The sequence below is a fragment of the Sphingobium cloacae genome, assembly GCF_002355855.1.
GTDB classification, from domain to species: Bacteria; Pseudomonadota; Alphaproteobacteria; order Sphingomonadales; family Sphingomonadaceae; genus Sphingobium; species Sphingobium cloacae.
Genome location: NZ_AP017655.1, coordinates 656,274 through 677,005, shown reverse-complemented (window position 1 = coordinate 677,005; position 20,732 = coordinate 656,274). Strand labels below are relative to the sequence as shown.

Annotated in this window: 19 protein-coding genes and 1 tRNA gene; 8 read left to right on the top strand and 12 right to left on the bottom strand. The window is 62.7% G+C overall.

Going from position 1 to position 20,732, the window contains the following annotated elements; genetic code table 11:
• Nucleotides 1-2: 2 nt before the first annotated feature.
• Nucleotides 3-1,352 carry a sugar transferase gene (locus SCLO_RS03380; protein WP_066515770.1) on the bottom strand — a complete coding sequence of 450 codons (1,350 nt, stop codon included), beginning with the start codon at nucleotides 1,350-1,352 and terminating at the stop codon, nucleotides 3-5.
• Nucleotides 1,353-1,535: 183 nt separating this feature from the next.
• Between SCLO_RS03380 and SCLO_RS03375 the strand changes: the two genes are divergently transcribed.
• From SCLO_RS03375 to aguB, 4 genes are all read left to right on the top strand, one after another.
• A complete protein-coding gene (locus tag SCLO_RS03375; protein WP_066515769.1) occupies nucleotides 1,536-3,221 on the top strand; it encodes a M28 family peptidase in 1,686 nt (561 codons plus the stop codon).
• A gap of 85 nt (nucleotides 3,222-3,306) precedes the next feature.
• Nucleotides 3,307-4,290: an agmatine deiminase family protein gene (locus SCLO_RS03370; protein WP_066515767.1), complete on the top strand. Its 984-nt coding sequence runs from the start codon at nucleotides 3,307-3,309 to the stop codon at nucleotides 4,288-4,290.
• A gap of 70 nt (nucleotides 4,291-4,360) precedes the next feature.
• Nucleotides 4,361-4,744: a DUF2501 domain-containing protein gene (locus SCLO_RS03365; protein WP_066515764.1), complete on the top strand. Its 384-nt coding sequence runs from the start codon at nucleotides 4,361-4,363 to the stop codon at nucleotides 4,742-4,744.
• A gap of 74 nt (nucleotides 4,745-4,818) precedes the next feature.
• Complete coding sequence (gene aguB, locus SCLO_RS03360) at nucleotides 4,819-5,667, top strand: N-carbamoylputrescine amidase (RefSeq protein WP_066515762.1); 849 nt, start codon at nucleotides 4,819-4,821, stop codon at nucleotides 5,665-5,667.
• A 95-nt stretch (nucleotides 5,668-5,762) separates the two neighbouring features.
• Here the strand turns inward: aguB and SCLO_RS03355 are convergent, their stop codons facing one another.
• Nucleotides 5,763-6,440 (bottom strand): uracil-DNA glycosylase, encoded by a 678-nt coding sequence (locus SCLO_RS03355; RefSeq protein WP_066516012.1) that lies wholly within the window; start codon nucleotides 6,438-6,440, stop codon nucleotides 5,763-5,765.
• Between the two features lie 26 nt (nucleotides 6,441-6,466).
• Between SCLO_RS03355 and folK the strand changes: the two genes are divergently transcribed.
• Nucleotides 6,467-6,979, top strand: coding sequence for a 2-amino-4-hydroxy-6-hydroxymethyldihydropteridine diphosphokinase (folK, locus tag SCLO_RS03350; protein WP_066515760.1), 513 nt, complete (start codon nucleotides 6,467-6,469; stop codon nucleotides 6,977-6,979).
• Nucleotides 6,980-7,020: 41 nt separating this feature from the next.
• Nucleotides 7,021-7,096, top strand: a tRNA-Lys gene (locus tag SCLO_RS03345).
• A gap of 208 nt (nucleotides 7,097-7,304) precedes the next feature.
• On the opposite strand, the gene SCLO_RS03340 is transcribed toward SCLO_RS03345, so the two are convergent.
• The 6 genes from SCLO_RS03340 to SCLO_RS23775 all read right to left on the bottom strand — a co-directional run bounded on the left by SCLO_RS03340 (nucleotide 7,305) and on the right by SCLO_RS23775 (nucleotide 11,048).
• Nucleotides 7,305-8,264: an IS481 family transposase gene (locus SCLO_RS03340; RefSeq protein ID WP_096362086.1), complete on the bottom strand. Its 960-nt coding sequence runs from the start codon at nucleotides 8,262-8,264 to the stop codon at nucleotides 7,305-7,307.
• Between the two features lie 70 nt (nucleotides 8,265-8,334).
• Nucleotides 8,335-9,095 (bottom strand): IS5 family transposase gene (locus SCLO_RS03335; protein WP_407695314.1). Its coding sequence is split into 2 segments (ribosomal slippage): nucleotides 8,335-8,769 and nucleotides 8,772-9,095, totalling 759 coding nucleotides; the frame shifts between segments, so codons are not numbered across the junction.
• A gap of 193 nt (nucleotides 9,096-9,288) precedes the next feature.
• Entirely contained in the window at nucleotides 9,289-9,696 is a 408-nt protein-coding gene (locus SCLO_RS03330) for a type II toxin-antitoxin system VapC family toxin (RefSeq protein ID WP_066520130.1), read from the bottom strand.
• Nucleotides 9,697-9,701: 5 nt separating this feature from the next.
• Complete coding sequence (locus SCLO_RS03325) at nucleotides 9,702-9,959, bottom strand: type II toxin-antitoxin system Phd/YefM family antitoxin (protein ID WP_066520127.1); 258 nt, start codon at nucleotides 9,957-9,959, stop codon at nucleotides 9,702-9,704.
• A gap of 195 nt (nucleotides 9,960-10,154) precedes the next feature.
• Complete coding sequence (locus SCLO_RS24375; RefSeq protein WP_269459037.1) at nucleotides 10,155-10,328, bottom strand: hypothetical protein; 174 nt, start codon at nucleotides 10,326-10,328, stop codon at nucleotides 10,155-10,157.
• Between the two features lie 336 nt (nucleotides 10,329-10,664).
• On the bottom strand, nucleotides 10,665-11,048 hold the full coding sequence (locus SCLO_RS23775) for a type II toxin-antitoxin system VapC family toxin (RefSeq protein ID WP_123905438.1): 384 nt from the start codon (nucleotides 11,046-11,048) through the stop codon (nucleotides 10,665-10,667).
• Here SCLO_RS23775 and SCLO_RS23770 point away from each other — a divergent pair.
• A complete protein-coding gene (locus tag SCLO_RS23770; protein ID WP_255210262.1) occupies nucleotides 10,989-11,183 on the top strand; it encodes a PQ-loop repeat-containing protein in 195 nt (64 codons plus the stop codon). The two genes, SCLO_RS23775 and SCLO_RS23770, sit on opposite strands and share 60 nt — an antisense overlap.
• Nucleotides 11,184-11,297: 114 nt before the next feature.
• Here the strand turns inward: SCLO_RS23770 and SCLO_RS03315 are convergent, their stop codons facing one another.
• Nucleotides 11,298-16,778: an autotransporter outer membrane beta-barrel domain-containing protein gene (locus SCLO_RS03315; protein WP_169925549.1), complete on the bottom strand. Its 5,481-nt coding sequence runs from the start codon at nucleotides 16,776-16,778 to the stop codon at nucleotides 11,298-11,300.
• A gap of 566 nt (nucleotides 16,779-17,344) precedes the next feature.
• Here SCLO_RS03315 and SCLO_RS23765 point away from each other — a divergent pair.
• Nucleotides 17,345-17,542 (top strand): hypothetical protein, encoded by a 198-nt coding sequence (locus tag SCLO_RS23765; protein ID WP_231923337.1) that lies wholly within the window; start codon nucleotides 17,345-17,347, stop codon nucleotides 17,540-17,542.
• A gap of 221 nt (nucleotides 17,543-17,763) precedes the next feature.
• Here SCLO_RS23765 and SCLO_RS03305 read toward each other — a convergent pair whose 3' ends face one another.
• From SCLO_RS03305 to SCLO_RS03295, 3 genes are all read right to left on the bottom strand, one after another.
• On the bottom strand, nucleotides 17,764-18,162 hold the full coding sequence (locus SCLO_RS03305) for a RidA family protein (protein WP_066520108.1): 399 nt from the start codon (nucleotides 18,160-18,162) through the stop codon (nucleotides 17,764-17,766).
• Between the two features lie 175 nt (nucleotides 18,163-18,337).
• The gene (locus SCLO_RS03300) at nucleotides 18,338-19,525 is read right to left on the bottom strand and encodes an acyl-CoA dehydrogenase (RefSeq protein WP_066520105.1); all 1,188 of its coding nucleotides are present in this window, start codon (nucleotides 19,523-19,525) and stop codon (nucleotides 18,338-18,340) included.
• Nucleotides 19,526-19,535: 10 nt separating this feature from the next.
• On the bottom strand, nucleotides 19,536-20,732 hold the full coding sequence (locus SCLO_RS03295; RefSeq protein ID WP_231923336.1) for an acyl-CoA dehydrogenase family protein: 1,197 nt from the start codon (nucleotides 20,730-20,732) through the stop codon (nucleotides 19,536-19,538).

Genomic DNA, 20,732 nt, shown 5'->3' with positions numbered 1-20,732 from the left:
GATCAATAGGCCTTGTGATGCACGAGCACGCCCAGCGTCATCACGATGATGCGGATGTCGCGCAGGATCGACCATTCGGTCACATATTCGAGGTCCGACTGGAGCCGGTCGATCAGGTCCTGATGATGGTCGGTCGATCCCCGATGCCCGCGCACCTGCGCCAAGCCGGTCATGCCGGGCTTGATGCAATGCCTTTCCCAATAGCGGGCGTCGACTTCCCAGTAGAGGCTGTCGCCCGCCTTGGCGGCGGCGGCGTGCGGGCGTGGCCCCACGATGCTCATGTCACCGCGCAGGACGTTGAAAAGCTGGGGAAGTTCATCGATGCTGGTGCGGCGCAGGAAACGGCCCAGCGGCGTCACGCGATCGTCGTCGCGGGCGGTGAGCCTGTCGGCCTTGCGATCGCTGGCCTCGATCCGCATGGACCGGAACTTGTAGATGTTGAAGGGCCGCGCGTCGCGCCCGATGCGGGGCTGGCGGAACAGGACCGGGCCGGGGCTGGTCAGCTTCACCGCCAGCGCCGCCGCGATCAGCACGGGCGACAGGATGATGGTCGCGGCGCTGGCCACCGTCACGTCGAACAGCCGCTTGACGATGCGGTCGCGGAACTGGAACGGACCGCCCGCGACGATGATGGTGGGCTGCCCGGCGAACTCGTCGACGCGCGCGGGGGCGAACCGGAGCAGTTCCGGCACGACGATCTCGCCCCGCGCCGACAGGGACTTGAGCGCCGCCGACCAGTCGTCCATGCGTTCGAGCGGACAGGCGACGATCACCCGCTCCGCCATGCCGACCAGCGCGGCGAGACGGGCGGCCATGTCGGCATCGTGCCGTTCGGGGCGGAGATCGGCGGCGTCGGCCGGGATGACCAGCATATGCGGCCCGGTGTCGATGGCCACGCCATCCATGATGACGGCGGTCAGATGCGGCACCTGGCCCAGCAGCCGGTCGCCAAGGCGGCCGATGGCGAGGCGGACCATCGCCACCCCCACCGCCGACAGCAACAGGCCGGTGAGGAAGGTCAGGCGCGAAAGCTGCTCGGCGATCTTGCCCAGATAGACGATCAGCAGCATCAGCAGCGCCGCTTGCGCCAGGGCCAAAAGGGCGCGGAAGATGCCGCGCTTCAGATCCTGAAGCATATGGATGCCATAGGCCCCGCCCTGCACCGCCAGCAGCGCATAAAGCGGCGCGACCATGGCGAACATGACGAGGCCATGAGGCTTGCCCGGCTCGCCCGCCCAGGCGCCCAGAACGAGGAAATTCGCGACGAGGAAGGACAGGAACAGCGCCGCCATGTCGCCCAACAAGCAGAGCAGATACAGACGAAGCCGCACGATTTCCTTGGAGATTGTCACTGGCGTCCAATCACATCCTTCGTTTCGCGCTCCGTGGCACCGGGGGACGGCGGTTGCAAGGGGCTTGGGCGGGAGAAAAGCGGAAGCGCGCAAGTCCATTGCCCTTTTCGGCACGACATAATCTTGCGCGGTGCGAAAGCGGCTGGCATCACGGGACTATCGTCCTTTTCGAGGGTTCCTGTCATGCGTAGTTCCGTCGTGGCGCTTGCCGCCGCCCTTGCTCTTTCCGCTTGCGCCTCCGACGGCGCGCCTCCGCCCGCTTCCGCCGGCAATGGGACGACGGCCTCCGCGAAGGCCACTCCCTCCATCGACACGATGAAGCGGCTGGTGAAGCAACTGTCCTCCGACGCATTCGAAGGCCGCGCCCCGGGCACTATGGGGGAGGAAAAGACGCTGGCCTTGCTGTCGGGCGAGTTCGAAAGGCTGGGCCTGAAACCCGGCAACAGGGGAAGCTGGTTCCAGGACGTGCCGCTGGTCGAAATCGTGGCGAAGAATGTATCGCCCCTCACCTTTTCCGGCGGGAAGGCGAAGGTGCAGGCGGGTTACGGGCCGGAAATGGTGATCGCCACCTATCGCACGACGCAGCCGCATATCGCGGTGAAGGACAGCCCCGTCATCTTCGTCGGCTATGGCATCAACGCCCCGGAGAAGGGCTGGAACGACTATGCCGGGCTGGACGTGAAGGGCAAGACCGTCCTTATCCTGGTTAATGACCCGGACTATGAGGCGGCGGGGCTGGAAGGGCCGTTCAACGGCCGGGCGATGACCTATTATGGCCGCTGGACCTACAAGTTCGAGGAAGCCGCGCGGCAGGGCGCGGCCGCCGCGATCATCGTGCATGACACGGTGCCCGCCGCCTATGGCTGGAATGTCGTGCAGTCGAGCTGGACCGGCGCGCAGCAGGTCGCCGACAGCGCGGACGGCAATGCAGGCCAGTCCGCCGCGATCGGCTGGATTCAGAAGGACAAGGCGGCGGCGCTGGTGGCCAGCGCGGGCCTTGATCTCGATACGCTGATGGCGCAGGCGAAGAAGGCGGGGTTCAAGGGGGTGCCGCTCAAGGACGTGAAGGCGTCCGTCTCCTTCGACAATGATCTTCGCAAGCATATGTCGAAGAATGTCGTCGCTCTGCTGCCCGGCAGGACGCGGCCCGACGAATATGTGCTCTACAGCGCGCATTGGGATCATCTGGGCCGGTGTCAGGCAGCTCCGGACGGCGACGACATCTGCAACGGAGCGGTGGATAATGCCACGGGCACGGCGGCGCTGGTCGCTCTGGCCGAAGCCAATGTGAAGGCGGGGCCGACGGACCGCAGCCAGGTGTTCCTGGCCGTGACCGCCGAGGAGTCGGGGCTACTGGGATCGGCCTATTATGGCGACCATCCCGTCTTTCCGCTGGGCCGCACGGTGGGCGGCGTCAATATGGATGCGCTGAGCATGGCGGGGCCGGCGAGGAATGTCGTCGTGATCGGCAAGGGCAAGTCGCAGCTCGACGCCTATCTGGAACGGGCGCTGGCGGCGCAGGGCCGCGTCGCCAGCGTCGAGCCGACGCCGGAAAAGGGATTCTATTATCGCTCGGACCATTTCAGTTTCGCCAAGCATGGCGTGCCGATGCTCTATTTCGAAGGCGGCGAGGATCTGGTGAAGGGCGGGACTGCCGCAGGCATGGCCGCGGCGGCGGATTATACCGAGCATCGCTATCATGGGCCGAAGGATGAATATGATCCCAACTGGGACTGGAGCGGGGTAAAGGCCGACCTGCAACTCTATTTCGACGTGGGTCGGGCGCTGGCGGACACGACGGACTGGCCCAACTGGGTGGAAGGCGACGAGTTCCGCGCCATCCGCGACAAGAGCCGCGCCGGGCTATGAATGAACGGGGCGAGTGGCGAAATGCCCTCCCCCTTCCCCGCCGCTGCTGTTAAAGGGCGCGCGGTTTCCTCCTGAAAGGATCGCGATGACTTTCCGTATGCCCGCCGAATGGGCGCCGCATGATTGGGTCTGGATCGGCTTTCCGGCCAATCCCGACGAATGGCCGGACGCGTTCGACCGCGCGCGGCGACAAATCGCGGACTTCGCCAACGCCGTCCATGCAGAAGGGCGCGGCGAGGAAGTCCGCCTGGTCGTCGCCAGCGATGCCGATGCGGAGGATGCCGCCAGGCTGGTCCATGCGGGCGTGAAGATCATCGTGCAGAAGCTGGGCGATGTCTGGCTGCGCGACACCGCTCCCATTGCGGTGCTCAACGGGGCCGAGCGGGCGCTGGTCGATTTCGGCTTCAACGGCTGGGGCGGCAAATATCGGATGCCGGGGGATGAAGACATCGGCGCGCGGCTGGCCGCCACCACCGGCCTGCCCACCGACACGCAGCACTGGGTCTTCGAAGGCGGCGCGGTCGACACGGATGGCACCGGCCTGTTCGTCACGACCGAGCAATGCCTGCTGAACCCCAATCGCAACCCCGATCTGGACCGGGGGAAGATCGAGACGCTGCTGGCCGGGAGCCTCGGGCTTTCGGATATGCTCTGGCTGGGCGACGGACTGCTCAACGATCATACCGACGGGCATGTCGACAACCTGGCCCGCTTCGTCGGACCGGGGCTGCTGGCGTTGCCCGAGGCGGCGGGGAAAGACGATCCCAACGCCGCCCTCTATGCCGACGCCAGGACGCGGGCAAAGGCGCAGGGAATAGAGGTGGTTTCCATGCCCTCCCCCGGCCCGGTGCTGGTGGAGGGCGAACCGATTCCGGCGAGCTACATGAATTTCTACATCGGGAACGCGGCCGTCATCGTGCCTGTCTATGGCCGCCCGAACGATCGGGCGGCGCTGGAGGCATTGAAACCCTTCTTTCCCGGACGCGACATCGTGGGGCTGCCCAGCGACGCCATATTGTCGGGCGGGGGCAGCTTCCACTGCACCAGCCAGCAGATGCCGTCCGCCTGAACCGCCCGGACTTGCACGAGGGAAGCAGCCGGGTCATTCTCGCCTCCGTCCATTGTGAGGGGGAACGAAAATGATGATTCTCGCCGGATCTCGCGGCCTTGCCATCGCCCTGTCGCTCAGCGTCGCCGCGACGCCGCTGCCAGTGTCGGCCGCGGGAGGCCTGGGAGGCTTGCTGGGCGGAATCCTGCCTGACGTCGCATCCGTGGGCGCGGGTAATGCGGCGGGGGTGCTGAGCTACTGCGTGAAGAACAGGGTGCTGGGCGGCGCCAATGCCGCGTCGGTGCTGGGCAGGCTGACCGGTCAGCCGGGCGTCGCTTCTTCCGACGAGTTCGAGCTTGGCGAACAGGGCACGCTCCAGACCGAGGGCGGCGCGCTGCCGCTGGGCAGCCTCAAGGGCAAGCTGAAGAGCAGAATGTGCGGACTTGTCCTCAAACATGCGCGGGACTTCCTGTGAAGGCGCGGTAGCGCGCGGCGGGGAAGCCCCCTATATGCGCGGCGCTGTCCCGCCCCTTCTGACGGAGCCTCAAATTGACACAAGTTACGGTCGCAGCCCTGCAACTCTCCTTTTCGGAGGATATGGCCGACAATATCGCCATGGTGGCGGACCATGTGGTAAAGGCCGCCGCGCGCGGGGCAAGGATCGTCCTGCCGCCCGAACTGTTCGAAGGCCCCTATTTCTGCAAGGTCGAGGACGAAGCCCTGTTCGCCAACGCCCAGCCGGTGGAGAGCCATCCGGCCGTGCAAGAGATGCGCAAGGTGGCGAAGGCGGAAAGCGTCTACATCCCCGCCAGCTTCTTCGAGCGGGACGGGCAGCATTATTATAATTCCCTCGCCATGATCGACGACGAGGGCGAAGTGATGGGCGTCTATCGCAAGAGCCATATTCCCGACGGGCCGGGATATGAGGAGAAATATTATTTCCGCCCCGGCAATAGCGGCTTCAAGGTGTGGGAAACGCGATACGGCACCGTCGGCGTCGGCATCTGCTGGGACCAATGGTATCCCGAAACGGCGCGGGTCATGGCGCTGATGGGCGCGGAGATGCTGCTCTATCCCACCGCCATCGGATCGGAGCCCTATGACGCCGATCTCGACACCAGCCGCATGTGGCGGCGCGCGATGATCGGCCATGCCGTCAGCAACTGCATGCCGGTGATCGCCGCCAACCGGATCGGCGAGGAGGATGGGCAGAAATTCTACGGCCACAGTTTCATCGCCGACGAATGGGGCGATTTCGCCGCCGAGGCGGATGCGCGGGACAACGGCGCGCTGGTGGCGACGCTGGACCTTGGCAAGGCGCGGATGCATCGGGCGGGAATGGGCTTCTTCCGGGACCGCCGTCCGGAGCTTTATGCCCGCATCGCTCAGGACATCTGAAGGAGAAGGCCGGGAACGCCCTGCTGGACAAAGCCTGTTCGGTCAGATGGCCGCTCCTCTGGATGAGCCGCCCGAAGGAGCCTATCTCGATTGTCTCAGGATGTTCCGACGCCCTTCCCCTGCATGCGGGCCAGTTCCACCGCCCGCGCGAACACCGCTTCGAACATGGGCGCCGTCAGTCGTCCGGTATTCTGATTATATCGGGAACAGTGATAGCTATCGATCAACATCCGCCCGTCGGGCATCCTGTGTTCCGCCAGATGGCCGAAGCGCGCCTTGGGAAGCTTGCCGCCCAGCACCTTGACCGCCGATTGATGGGCGATCTGGCCCATGGCGATGAAGGTGCGCGCCCTGGGCAATCGCGCCACCGCCTGGGCAAGGAACGGGCGGCAATTGCGGATTTCGTCCGGCAAGGGCTTGTTCTGGGGCGGCAGGCATTTGACCGAATTGACGATGATGATGTCGCGCAGGACCAGTCCGTCATCGGGGCGCGCCTCATAACGCCCTTCGGCCAGACCGAATTTCTTCAGAGTGGCGAACAGGAGGTCGCCCGCATAATCCCCCGTGAAGGGGCGCCCCGTGCGGTTTGCCCCCTGCTTGCCCGGCGCAAGACCGATAATCGCGATTCGTCCATCGGGATCGCCAAAGGCGGGGACCGGCGCATTCCACCAATCGGGATGTTCCGCGCGGCACGCCTCACGCAGATCCACGAGCCGGGGACAGCGTGGGCAATCATGGGGCGGCTCGGTTTCAGGCAGGGGGCTTTCCGACATCTCGGGAAGCAGATAGGCGCTTGAGGATGCCGGGCACAAGCCATCCTTATGCCTATGCCCTGTCGCTGGGGTCCAACCGGGCGTTGTCCGCCAGCCTTCCTCCGGCGCGCCTGCTGCGCGAGGCGATGGAACGAATGGGGGAACTCGGGCGGGTCAGCCATGCCTCTCCCCTTTTCACGACGCCTCCGCTCGGCCCGTCGCGCCGTCTTTTCACCAATGCCGCCCTTTTGCTGGAAACGTCGCTGGCGCCAGAAGAATTGCTGAGGGCATTGCAGGAGCTGGAGCAAGCCATGGGCCGCCGCCGTTTCCGCCGATGGGGCGCGCGGACCATCGATATCGATATCATCCTGTGGTCGGGCGGCCGCTGGGCGAGCCGCTCCCTTCTGATTCCTCACCCTGCGTTTCGGACCCGCGACTTCGTTCTGAAACCGCTTCTGAGCGTCGCGCCGCAGTGGCGCGATCCCCGGTCGGGATGGACTGTCCGGCATCTTGGCCGCCGCCTCATGAAGGCCAAGACAAAAGATGCCGCAAAAGGTTGACCATCCGCATCAGCCTCATTAGGGCGGGCCAACCTCTTTCGGGGCCCTTAGCTCAGTCGGTAGAGCAACTGACTTTTAATCAGTAGGTCGCTGGTTCGAACCCAGCAGGGCTCACCACATAACGCATTGAAAATATTATATTTTTATATGATGAGGGGTGTTTTGTTTTGACATTCATTTCGACAAATACCGAATAGGCACCGAAAGCGACGGCCGGGAAATTCATTACCGGCTCTTGGCCAAGTTCAGCTTGGTCGCCGTTCTGCTTGTGGCCGAATGAGGCCCGACAGCTTTTCGGACAGGAATGGGGCAGAGCTGCCGTTGTCTAAGTGTTCAGTCCCGGCATCTGGTGGATTGGGTTGACGATGAACCGTTCTGGCTCTGACGTCCAGATCTTGGCGATGTATTCGTAGGGTGTGAGCCCGCTGAGCGTTTTGAGCCTTCGGGCGAAGTTGTAGGCGGCCATGAAGTCAGCGAGGTGCGTCCGGAGTTGCTGATGGCTGTCGTAGTGGAAGCGTTTGACGGTCGCCTCCTTGATGGTCCGGTTCATCCGCTCGACCTGGCCGTTGGTCCACGGGTGGTTCGGTTTGGTGAGACGATGCTCGATGTCGTTTGCCTCGCAGATCATGTCGAAGCGCATCTGGCGTGACCATGCGGTGTTACGGTTGCGCGGCTGCTCGGCGAACTGGATGCCATTGTCCGTCAGGATCGTGTGGATGCGGTAGGGCACCGCTTTCAGCAGGTGTTCGAGGAACTCCCACGCCGTTCGGCGATCCGCCTTGTCGACGAGTTGCGTGACGGCGAACTTGCTGGTGCGGTCGATGCCGACGAACAGGTACAGCTTGCCTTCTGCAGTTTGCACTTCGGCAATATCGATGTGGAAGAAGCCGATCGGATAGCGTTTGAAGCGTTGTCGCTTTGGCTTGTCACCTTCGATGTCGGGCAGGCGAGAGATGCCGTGTCGCTGCAGGCACCGATGCAGCGCCGATCGTGTCAGGTGCGGGATCGATGGTTGCAGGGCATAAAGACAGTCATCGAGCGGCAGCAACGTGTGTCGACGGAACGCCACAACCATTGCCTCCTCGGCCTCGGACAGGGTGGTGGAATGAGGGGCCTTCGGCCCGGTCTTCAAATCCTCGACCGTCGCCCGCTTGCGCCACTTCGCCACCGTCTTCGGGTTGATCCCCAAATCCCGGCTCAGCGTCGCGAGCGAAGCTTGCGATCGCTGTATTGCTGCTCGGACGGCGTGCGTGGTCGTGGCGCTCCCGTGACGTACCTGTCCCATAAGGCTTCCTTCCATTCCAACGAAAGGATCGCACCATCAAACCGTGGGATCAAACAACTAGGTTGGGGACTCATTTGCTCCACTCTGCGACGACGGCGACGAGAGCGATAGCGGCGAGATAGTTTTGGGCGTGTCGGTCATATCTGGTGGCGATGCGCCGCCAGTTTTTGAGGCGTCCGAAGAGCCTCTCGATGACGTTTCTCCTTCGATAGATACGCCGGTCGAGAGGATATGGTGTTCGGCGCGAAGCAGTTGAAGGGATCACGGCTTTGACGTTTCGGGCGGTCAGCCAGTTGCGCAAGCTGTCGGCGTCATAGGCTTTGTCGGCGAGGAGACGCCTTGGTGGAGCGACCGTACCGAGTAGCGGAATGGCGATGCTGATGTCTGCGATGTTGCCGGGTGTCAGGGTGATGGCGACCGGTCGGCCGCGATCGTCGGCCAGGCAGTGGATCTTGCACGTCCTGCCGCCCCGTGAGCGACCGACCGCTTCTTCATACTCCCCCTTTTTGAGCCTGCCGCCGAACGGTGGGCTTTGACGTGGCTGCTATCTATCGACAGTTCTTTCGGCACAGGCCCCGATGCCGCGACCTTCTCGAAAAGGCGCTGCCAGATGCGCCGCTGAGACCAGCGGTTGTAGCGGTTATAGATCGTTGTGGGCGGCCCATAAGCGGCGGGTACGTCGCGCCAGCGGCAGCCTGTCTTGAGCACGTGCAGGATGCCCGAAATCACCGTTCGATCGTCAACTCTCGGCTTGCCAGCTTTGCCATGCGGCAGATGTGGCTCAATCGCTAACCATGCCTCATCCGACAGCCAAAACAGATGGCGTGACATACTCTCTCCTGCACAAACTCACAGAGACAGGATATTTATCTCATAATATCAAACAGGTGTATAGGTTCTCAACGTAGGGCAGCAAGCTTGATGACACTCACGGTTCGGGTACCGATATCCGTGCAACGCCAGCGGCCACCACTCATCATAATTCCTTGGCGATGGACGAAACGAAACGCGCGGGCGTTTCCCGTCAGCGCGGCGCGAACGGGTTGAAGATGCGGACGTCGAACCTCTCGAAATCGGCGATGTTGCGGGTTACGACGGTAAGATCGTGGACCTGCGCGGTGGCCGCGATCAGAGCATCTTCGATGAGATGATCCTGCTGGCGGTGCATGAGCCTCGCCCATGCCCGGAATACGGATCCATCGGTATCGAGGATATTGTAGGTCACCGCCACCTGGTCGAGCCAGCTTTCGATCTCGGCTGCTTTGGCGGTGTCCTGTTCGCGGGTTATCTCGATCCCGGCCTGGATTTCTGCAAGCGTGACGGCTGCGAGATGAAGATCCTGATCTGGAACGCTCTCAAGCCAAGCAAGAACCGCCCCGTGCGGACGTGGGCGCCGCAACTCGGAGACAATATTCGTGTCGAGAAGATACATGCCAGTCAGGCCAGTCCGACCGGCGGCCGACGGCGCATACGGCCGCGAGCGGGTAGCGGAAGATCGATCCGCGCCGCATCAGCAAGAAGAAGCTCCTTAAGCGTGGGCTTCGCGGCGTCTTGCAGACGGCGCCATTCGCTTGCGGGAACGAGCACCGCTGCGTCATTTCCGCGCCTGGTGACAAGCTGCGGGCCATCGCGAAGGCAGGCATCGAGCAATTCACTGAACCGCGCTTTCGCGTCCTGGACCGGCCAGCTCTTCATGGGAATCTCCATAAAAATGACTAGTCAGTAAACTAGTCAGAAATGTCGTGAACTGCAAGATGTGCGTTGAAACAAGGCAGCTGAGCCTTATGGGCGCAGGAAGAGTGGTATTTTATAGCCGCACGGATCGACGATCTGCTTCGGTAAAACTGTAGTCATTGATAGCGATCGCTTCGTCGAGGGCCTCATCGGAAGTCAGAGATATTCATATTCACGCTCAAGAGTTCGATAAAGCCATCTGGCAAGGCCGCGCAGGGCTTCGCTGATCGCCTCTTCGGCGGCTTCACTGGCATCTCCGGCGCACGTGTCGGCCCGACCAACGGATATCGTCATTGCATATTCATGATAATAATGGCCCTGGCGGGTCACATCGGCGGAGAGCTGATAGAAGGTCCGGCGTTGAATGTCGTACAGGGCATCCGCTATCCCATGGAGTTCGATGTCCAGCGGCGCATAGGCGCGAATTTCACGGTGCGCGCCACGCGCATAACGATAGTTTGCTTCGAAACAGGCGCCGTCGCCCTGCGAGGAGAAGCCGCTGAAGAAGATGCGCGGCGCCTGTCGCGTACTGCCGCCATCATAGCCGATCAGCTTGACGATCCGCTGCCCGGTTCCCTCGATAAAAGCCGCGATCCGGACGCAACATGGCCGGTATTGCTCTTGATCCCGTCTATGCCGTACGGCGCGCCGTTGCGCCGGGAACGGCTACGCCGTTTCGATATCCGTCTGTGGAAAATCGTCACCCTTGTAGAGAAGGGGAACACGGGCGTGGCGGGCGCAGGCATAAGCGAAGCAATCGCCGAAGTTCAGTCCCGCCGGATGTCTTGACTTGCCATATCTGTCAAAGGCGCTGACCGCGATATAACGAATGGCGGGATCGACCGCAACAACTTCGATGCCGGCAAGCTCCAGGAACTGCTCGACAGCTGTCGCTACCTCTTCGACGGAAAGGCCGAGAATCCGCGCAACCGCAATGGTCGTTTCCCAGATCGCGGTTGGATCGCTTCGGCGACGGCAGTGGCGATGTACATGTCCTATCTCGACCAGATCCGCCTCAATCTCGACGGACAGAAGGGATCGCTGGTCCAACCCGCTGCGACGTTCATCAATTGCGCCCTGTGGGTATCTTACGGCTTTCTGCGCGAAAGACGGGACTGGCCGATCGTGATCGCCAACGCGCCGGGCATCATGCTGGGCGCGACCGCCTTCTTCACGGCGCTCTGAGGCTGATTTCCGCCAGATTTCCTCCTGCGATGCGACGGGGATCGGATCGCGATCCCGCGCGCCCGTTATCATCTCCGCGAGCTCAGCCCAGAGTTTCAGGGCGGAGCGACGGCATCAAAAAGCTATGCGCACGCCCGCATTGGCCTTGAGCGTATAGCTGTCGGTGAAGCTCTTGAAGGCGCTGCTTCCCGATACCTCGCCATAAAGTGTCACTCCGCTCCGCCAGGCAAGGCTGGCCCCCAGCCCCAGTTCGCCCCACAGCCGATCCTTGGCGTAATCCAGGGCCGTGCCGGACACCATGGCGCGCGTGCCGTCGAGCCACTCATAGTTGAGATTGACGATACCGTAGACATGGCTGCGGCCGCCGTCCCATTCGCTCTGCCGATCCAGCGAGATGCCCCAGCGGGACCGCAGACTGTCAGCCTTGCCGCGCGATACGATGGCGCCCGCCGGATCGGTGAAACGGTCGAACCGGACGTTGGAATAGATCATCTGCATTTGCGGCGTGATGCTGAGCTTCCCGCCGATGGCGGTGCGTTTGCCCGCCTCCACGCTGAAGGATTCGCCTTTACCGTCGTTGTTCCGGGCCAGATTGCCGAGAATGGCGGATTTCAGATCGCTTTCATACCAGCTGAACTGGGCCTGCGCGTCAACATAGAACCCCTTGATGCCATACCATGTCAAGGTCGCGCCCAGCCCATAGCCGTCCGTCTTGATCGATCCATCGCCAAAGGGCGAGCGCACATGGCTGTTCGCCTCGCCATAATGGCCGGTAAAGCCCAGCACCAGACGTTCGCCCTTTTCCGTTCCGGCCAGCACCTGATCGATACCGATCTGCGCTTTCCAGCCGTTGATGTTCTGGTCGCTGAGGCTGGTGGACCGCCGGGCATTGGCGCGGTCCCGGGTGCCCTCCATCCGTCCCCATATGCCTGCGCCTTCGGGATGGACGCCCGCTGCCCAACTCCGATTGCCGACACGCTGCTGCAAGGTAGGCAATCCATTCAAAGCCAGCAGATTGGCTCCATAGGCTTCATAGATCGGCACGCCCGGCTGGTAGAGGGGCGGCTCCGGATCGGGATCGGGATCGGGGTCCGGACTTCCTCCATCGTCCAGCAGGGACGAGCGCAGATACCAGTCGCCATCTTCGGGATGGGCGACACCGCCCTGATACAGGCGATAGCCATAGGCACCCGCGATGATGGCCTGAGATCCCTGGAACACATAATCGCCGTCCAGCACGAAAGCGCCATTCGAAGCACCTGTCACTTCGACGATCTTGATGCCTTCCTGCGTCCTTGCGCCAAGGCCGCCGCGATTGGTCACCTTGACTTCGGTCGACCCCGCCGTTGCGCCATTCACGATCAGTCGGCTGGTGGGTGAATCGTCGCCACCCAACACCGTCGCGATTTCAAGGCGGCCATTATTGCCGCTATAGTTTCCCTGAATAGCGAGCGTACCCATCTGGCCGTCAAAGCCGGGTGCGATCGTGCCGCTGTTGACTGTCGGTCCGACCCGGCCCGTACCTTCAAGCCGCCCGTTCTGGTTCACGCTCATGGAACCGCCAAGCAGGCCATTCACCGCAAGCGTTCCCGCATCCACTCGCGCCGCGCCGCCATAGCCGCCGCTGTCCTGCGTCAGCACCAACGTGCCGTCGCCTGTCTTGCTGAGGGTGCCCGCGCCCGAAAGCGCGCCGGTCAGGGTCAGGGTGGTGCCCGCATCGGTCAGCAATGTGCCATCGCCCCCGAACTGCACCGCACGGCCGCTCGTCATGTCGACGGTCGTGTTGAGCGCGCCGCCGTCAAAGCTCAGCGCCCCGGCCGCATCGCCCAGATTGGCGTCGCTCGCCACCTGCAACGTCCCGCCATTCACCGCCGTGCCGCCGCTGTAGCTGTTCGTGCCGGTCAGGATCAGCGTGCCCAGGTCCGATTTGACGAGTTGCGCCGCGCCCGTAAGCTCGGCATCGATCCGCGCGGTATAGCCCGCGCCCGCCGCGCTGGAATCGCCCACCTGGATGATCGATCGCGCCGCGCTCAACGTCAGAGGACCGCCTGCGATCACATAGCCGTCGCTGGCGAACTGCATCCCTATGGCGCGCACGTCGCCGCCTACATTGTCGACGCTTACCATCCCCGGATCGCCCATGAAGATCGCGAAGCTGTCCTGCGTATAGTCCGCATTGACCATGCCGCTGCTTTCGGTCCACCGGTTCGCGCCGCCGCCCACGCGCCACACGCCGTCGCCGCCATTGACCTGCCCGTTATTCCTGGGTCCGGCATTCCCGTCCCAGAAGCTGAGCGTCAGCCCCTGCGTGTTGACGAGATTGACCTGACCCGCGACCGAAGTCTGGACGAACAGGTCGCTCCCGCCCGGCAGGCTCCCCAGCGCCAGTCCGCGGTCGGTGAGCGCGCCGCCATAGTTGAACACGCGATAGACGCCCGGACCGAAGGTGCCGCCGGTCGAGACCGTCACGTTGATCGTGCCGTCCAGCAGCAGGTCTCCGCCCACATTGACGAGGTCGTTGAGGGAGCCGCCCGGTATGTTGGCCTGCCCGAACTCGAAGTTCAGCAGCGAACCGGAGGACAGGGCCATATTGCCGTTGACCGTCAGCGTGCCGGTGCCATCCGCGCCCGGGGTCAGGATCGCGCCGTCCGCCAGCGTGACGTCGCCGCCGATGGTGCCGTTGCCGCCCAGGGTCGCGCCCGACGCTATAGTCGTCGCCCCGCTTGCGCCCGACAGATCGCCGTTCACGAGCAGGCGGCCCGCCTCGACGCTGGTCGCGCCGCTCTGGCTGCTGGCGCCTGCCAGCACCAACGTGCCGTCGCCTGTCTTGCTGAGGGTGCCCGCGCCCGAAAGCGCGCCGGTCAGGGTCAGGGTGGTGCCCGCATCGGTCAGCAATGTGCCATCGCCCCCGAACTGCACCGCACGGCCGCTCGTCATGTCGACGGTCGTGTTGAGCGCGCCGCCGTCAAAGCTCAGCGCCCCGGCCGCATCGCCCAGATTGGCGTCGCTCGCCACCTGCAACGTCCCGCCATTCACCGCCGTGCCGCCGCTGTAGCTGTTCGTGCCGGTCAGGATCAGCGTGCCCAGGTCCGATTTGACGAGTTGCGACGTTCCCGCCAGTTCTGAATCGATCGTGGCGATGATGCCCGCTCCCGCAGTGGTGCCATCGCCCACCCGGATGATGGAAGGCGCGCCGACCAGATTGATCTTGTCGCCCGCGATCTCATAGCCATCCGTCAGGAACTGCATGCCCGAAGCGTTGATCGCGCCGAGGCTTTCGTCCACGGTTACATTGCCCGCAGCGCCCATGAAGACCGCGAATGCTCCGTCACTGAAAGGCGCGTTCAGATCGCCGGCCTGGTCGGTCCAGTTGTCGTTGCCGGAAAAATTCTGCCACAGCCCATCGCCACCGTCGATCAGGTCGTTGTTCTTGGACGGTATGGTGGCGCCATCCCAATAGCGCAGCGTGACGCCCGTCGTGTTGACGAGGTTGACCTGCCCCGGAACCGAGGTCTGTACATAGAAATCCGGCGAGGGAATGGTGCCCAGCGTCAGGCCGTTATTCGTGAGCGCCCCGCCATAGTTGATGACCCGATAGACCCCGGGATCGAAGCTGCCCCCCGCGGTGGTCTGCACATTGAGCGTGCCGTCTAGCACCAGATCGCCGCCCACGTCGATCAGGTCGTTGAGCGCCCCTCCCGCCACATTGGCCTGTCCGAAATTAAAATCGAGGATCGATCCCGCGGCAAGATTGAGGTTGCCGCCGATCCCCAGCGCTCCCGGTGCGGCGCCGACATCTCCAGGATTGATGGTACCGCCATTGTCCACCACCACATCGCCGCCGATCAATCCCATGCCGCCAAGGGTCGCACCGCTCTGAACAGTCGTCATGCCGGTCGCCGCCGACTGATCGCCATTGACGATCAATGTTCCGGCATTGACATTGGTCGCGCCGGCATAGCTGTTCGCGCCGGTCAGGACCGTGACGCCCGTTCCGTTCTGGTCAAAGGTGCCGCTGCCGGAAATCTCGCCGCCCAACGCATAGGTGTCGCTGCGGTCGACGATGAGCGAGGCATTGTTCAGGATTTCGCCGGTGATGCTGCCGCTGGCGCCGCCATTGCCGAGTTGCAGAACGCCCGCGGAGATCGTCGTGCCGCCGCTATAGCTGTTGGCGGCGGTGAAGATCGTCTTGCCGCTCCCGTTCTGCTCGACGCTACCAGAGCCTGAAATCACATTGCCGAAAGTCACGTCATCGGAACGGTTGAAGGACAGAACGCCGTCATTGGCGATATCCCCCAACACCGACCCCGATGTTCCCCCGTCTCCCAGTTGCAGCGTGCCATTCGCGATGGAGGTCCCGCCCGCGAAAGCGTTCTGGCCGGTCAGGATCAAGGTGCCCGCGCCATCCTTGGTCAATGCGCCGGAGCCGGTCATGACCTGACTCAAGGTAGACGTGACGCCGGCCACCATGTCGATCGTGCCGCCGCCCGCGTCCAGCGTGATGGCGCGCGCGGCACCGATATCGAAGCTGTCGGTCAGCCGCAGCACGCCTCCGTCGAAAGTCAGGCTGCCGCCCGCAGCTCCCAGCGCATTGTCAGCACCGACCGCGACCGTGCCTTCCTTGAACAGCAATCCGCCGGAAAACAGGTTACCCGCTCCTACCGAAGGCGCGAGCGTCAGAACCCCGCTCCCCGTCTTCTCGACCGCGCCGGTTCCGGTGATCTGTCCGACATAAGCGCCATCGTCCGTTTGAACGAAGCGCAGGAGCCCGTCATTCTGCACATTGTTGAGATTGCTGGAGGCCGGAACCTTCGTCGGCAGGCTCTGCGCCCGCGCTTCCAATGTGCCGTCGGGATTGATGATGAGGTTGCCGGTATAATTGCTGTTGTTGCCGGTCAGCGCCAATGTGCCGTCATTGACCGTCACGATGGTGAATCCGGAAAGACTGCCGGGCAATGTCCACTTGCCCTCGCCGTCCTTTGTCAAAGTCGAGAAATTGGTGATGTTACCGGAAAGGACGTCATTATTTCCCGCCGCGCCTTGCAGCGTCAGATTGTTGGTGCCGCCGCCGCCATTGATGCTGCCGGTGACACTGGAACCCGCTTCGAAAATAAGGTCGTCGCCGCCCGCTCCGAAGGAAAGGCTGCCGATGATCTGCGCGCCGGTGCGATTGTAGAAGGTGATGCCTGCGCCACGCGTGCTGCCCATCACGGACCCGCCGCCGACACGCTCTATCGTGCCGTAATTGTCGATGACGTTCTTCGATCCGGTGACCTGATCCTCAAACCAGATGGCATTGCTGTTGGTCGCCTGGATGAGGCCGCGGTTGATGATGCTGTTGCCGAAACCGGCGGGATTGATCGCTTCCGAATTGCCCGATGACCCCGTCGCTATGACCCGGCCGGTTTCCGAGATGGTGAGCGTGGTGTTGTTCAGAAATTCGATCGAATTGTTGCCCATGCCGAACGTGCCGGAGCCGCCGCCATTATTGGCTATATTGGTCACCGTCCCGTCGATGGTGATCTGGGCATTGCTGCCTACGCTGATGGCGTTGTTGTTGTTCGTGCTGATCGTTGCTCCGGCGCCGACGTTCACGATGCGGCCATTATCCGTACGTCCGGAGCCAACCCTGCTCGTATAAGGATCAGGTGCGGATGTATCGCAAGTCGTCGTGGATCCCGATGTTACGCAATTTGCATAAGCCGGCGTGGCAAAGATCAGCGCAGAAGCCGGCAATCCCATGATAGTGAAGAAAGCGGTGGTGGAAGTCAGTCTGCCCCGGATACTCATATATCCTTCCCCTCTTGCTATTTCCCTGCCCCATGAAACACTTCAGATTCAGGGGATTTCTAGATATTATTGGAGTCAGCAACGCAGTTTCAAACAGATGGTTCCCGGTGATTTGGGTAGATACGCGAAACGGGGATGCCATTTCATAAAGTTGTTCTTTCGTAACGATTCCTATCGCCATCATTACGGGTCCGCGAATGCTCCTTCACGCCGGAAGGCTTCGCGGGTATCGACGCCTCCGCTGAGCACTCGATAGAGGTTGGCCGCGCTCGCCAGTTGCCCCCGCCGGACGCCCCCGGGAAGCGAGGCCATCAGCCGAGGGCACGATACAGATGCGGGCCTCTTTCCATTCGGCGAATAGCCAGATCAAAATGGTGAGATCGATCGTGAACGCCAGCATCGAACTGAGCGCCACCGCTTCACTGCGTGGCAGGTCCGCGCCAGCCGGAAGGGTGATGGAGGCCAAAGCCGTCAATCCGGAGGCCGCCCGCTGCCATCACACCCTGACGACCATCGTGCGGCGAAAGAGCATCGCTCGTCTTAGCAACCGAATGTTGCGAAAATCGTGAAGGAACGCGGCACGTTCATGGACAGGCCGAGGTTCTGACGATGTCCCGGCCCAATATTCGGGTCCGAGACGTTCGCGGGAATCGTGGCCAGTGTGCCGCGCAGTGGCTGCGGCACAGGCGACAGGTTGTGCAGGGTCTTCCTTTGGTTCCTCGCTCTTCAGTATCTTATCTCGGCATCCACAAAACCGGCAGGCCAGTCGGAGGAAACCGGCCTGTCGCTTTTACTCGGGAATGACCGCAACCGCCTGGATCTCGACCAGCGCCTCGTCCTCGACCAAACCGGAAATTTCCACCACGGCCATGGCCGGAAAGTTGCGGCCGATCACCTCTCTATATGCCGCACCAATCTCCTTGAGGGACGATGAATAGGCTTTCCGGTCAAGCACGTACCAGGTCATCGTCGTGATATGCTCCGGACCGGCTCCCGCCTCGGCCAGAATGGCGACGATGTTTTCGAGCGCCTGACGCACCTGCCCGGGCAAATCCCGCGCCTCGAATTTACACTGTCCATTCCAGCCGATCTGGCCGCCGACATAGATGGTCTGGCCCTTGTTCGCCGCCACGCCGTTGGCATAGCCCTTGGGCTGGCTCCAGCCTTCCGGCAGCAGGGTCTTATGCATCTTCATTCTCCTGACAGGATTGCCGCGCGGCGCACGAATGCGCCAGGCGAAGCAAGGAAATCTTCCGGGACGGCCACGCGCATGGCCGCCAGATAGAGCGGGAGACAGGCGATATTCGAAGGATCGCAGGCCCCGGGAACACAATGGCCGACCGGCGCGAAAGCCATATCGAGCTTCAGTTGGCGAAAGCGGGGATGCCGGTGATGGCGCGGCCAAGGATCAAGGCATGCACGTCATGCGTCCCTTCATAGGTATTGACGACCTCGAGATTGACGAGATGACGCGCGATCGGAAACTCGTCGGAAATCCCGTTGCCGCCGAGCATGTCACGAGCGACGCGGGCAATCTCCAGAGCCTTGCCGCAGGAATTGCGCTTCAGGATCGAGGTCAACTCAACCGGCGGATGCCCCTCGTCCTTCAGCCGGCCGAGGCGCAGGCAGCCTTGGAGACCGAGCGAAATTTCGGTCAGTATGTCGGCCAGTTTCTTCTGGATGAGTTGGTTGGCGGCAAGCGGGCGGCCAAACTGCTTGCGATCCAGCACATATTGCCGTGCCGTTTCGTAACAGGATTCCGCCGCGCCCAGGGCCCCCCAGGCGATGCCGTAGCGCGCGGAGTTAAGGCAGGTAAACGGACCTTTCAGACCCGTTACGTCCGGCAGCATATTTTCTTCCGGCACAAAAACGTCGTCCATGACCACCTGGCCGGTGATGGAGGCGCGCAAACCGACCTTGCCGTGGATCGCGGGAGCGGACAGCCCGCTCCATCCCTTCTCCAGGATGAAGCCCCGAATCTTGCCATCTTCGGTCTTCGCCCAGACGATGAACACATCCGCGATCGGCGAATTCGATATCCAGGTCTTCGATCCCGTCAGCAGGTAACCCCCATCGACCTTGCGCGCCCGCGTCACCATGGAGCCGGGGTCCGATCCATGGTCCGGTTCAGTCAGACCGAAGCAGCCGATCTTGGTCCCGGCGATGAGGCCAGGCAGATATTTCCGCTTCTGCTCTTCGGTTCCGAATGTGTAGATCGGCACGATCACCAGCGACGATTGCACGCTCATCATCGAACGGTATCCCGAATCGATACGCTCGATCTCGCGCGCGATCAGGCCATAGGAAACATAGTTCAGCCCCGCGCCGCCATATTCCGCCGAAACCGTGGGACCAAGCAGCCCCAACTCGCCCATCTCGGCGAAAATGGCCGGGTCCGTCTTCTCATGCCGGAAGGCCTCCTGCACGCGCGGCAACAGCCTGTCCCGCGCAAAGGCCTGGGCGGTATCACGCACCATGCGCTCTTCATCGCTCAGTTGCGCGTCGAGTCCGAACGGGTCCTGCCAATCGAAATGCGCTTTCATCTCATGCATTCTCTTTTTCCTACCTTGCCGCAGCCTTCATGAGCTCGCGTCCGATGATCAGTTTCTGGACCTCGGTGGCGCCCTCATAGATACGCAATGCGCGAATCTCGCGATAGAGGCGTTCCGGGATTTCGCCCACGCGCACGCCGCGCCCGCCGAACAACTGGAGCGCCTGATCGATCACCCATTGCGCGTTCTCGGTGGCTGTCAGCTTCGCCATGGCCGCCTCGCGAGTCGTCGGCAGCTTCTGCACATCGCGCCGCCATGCGGTGCGCATGGTCAGCAGCGATGCCGCGTCGATCGCCGTGGCCATGTCGCCCAATATGCTCTGCGCCGTCGGCAAATCTGCCAGCGTTCCGCCGAACATCCGCCTCGATCTCGCATGACCCACGGCTTCATCCAGCGCGCGCCGCGCAAAGCCAAGCGCCGCGGCCGCCACCGAAGGACGGAAGATATCCAGTGTCCGCATGGCGATCTTGAAGCCCTCGCCGGGCGATCCCAGCATCTGCGTGGCGGGCACACGCACGCCTTCGAAGCGAATGCGGGCCAGGGGATGGGGCGCCATGGTGTCGATCCGTTCCGCGATCACGAAACCGGGCGTGTCGGCATAGACCACGAACGCCGAGATGCCCCGCGTGCCTTCTCCTTCACCCGTGCGCGCGAAGACGGTGTAGACATCGGCGATACCGCCATTCGAAATGAAGGTCTTTTCGCCCTCCAGCACATAATCATCGCCATCGCGCCGCGCCGCGGTCGACATCGCCGCGACATCCGATCCCGCCTCCGGCTCGGTCAGCGCGAAAGCCGAAATCAGTTCGCCCGACGCGATCTTCGGCAGGATGCGAACCTTGAGCTCCTGCGGACCAGAGAGACTGATCGCGCCAGTCCCGAGACCCTGCATCGCGAAGGCGAAATCGGCCAGCCCGTCATGATAGGCGAGCGTTTCGCGAACCACGCACAGTGCGCGGCTGTCGATCTCCTCCCAGGCTCCCCCATAGGCTGCGGGCACGCAATGGCGCAGGAAACCGGCGGCGCCCAGCCGGGCGACCAGGCCTTTGGTGGCCGCCTCCGCATCATGATGATCGATTTCGCCAAGGCCATTGCCGGCGACGAATGCATCGAGTGCCTGGGCGAGTTCCCGATGCTCATGCGCCAGGAACGGCCACTCCAGATGTTCGCGGGACAGGCCCTGTCCCGCGTGGTTATAGGGGGCCAC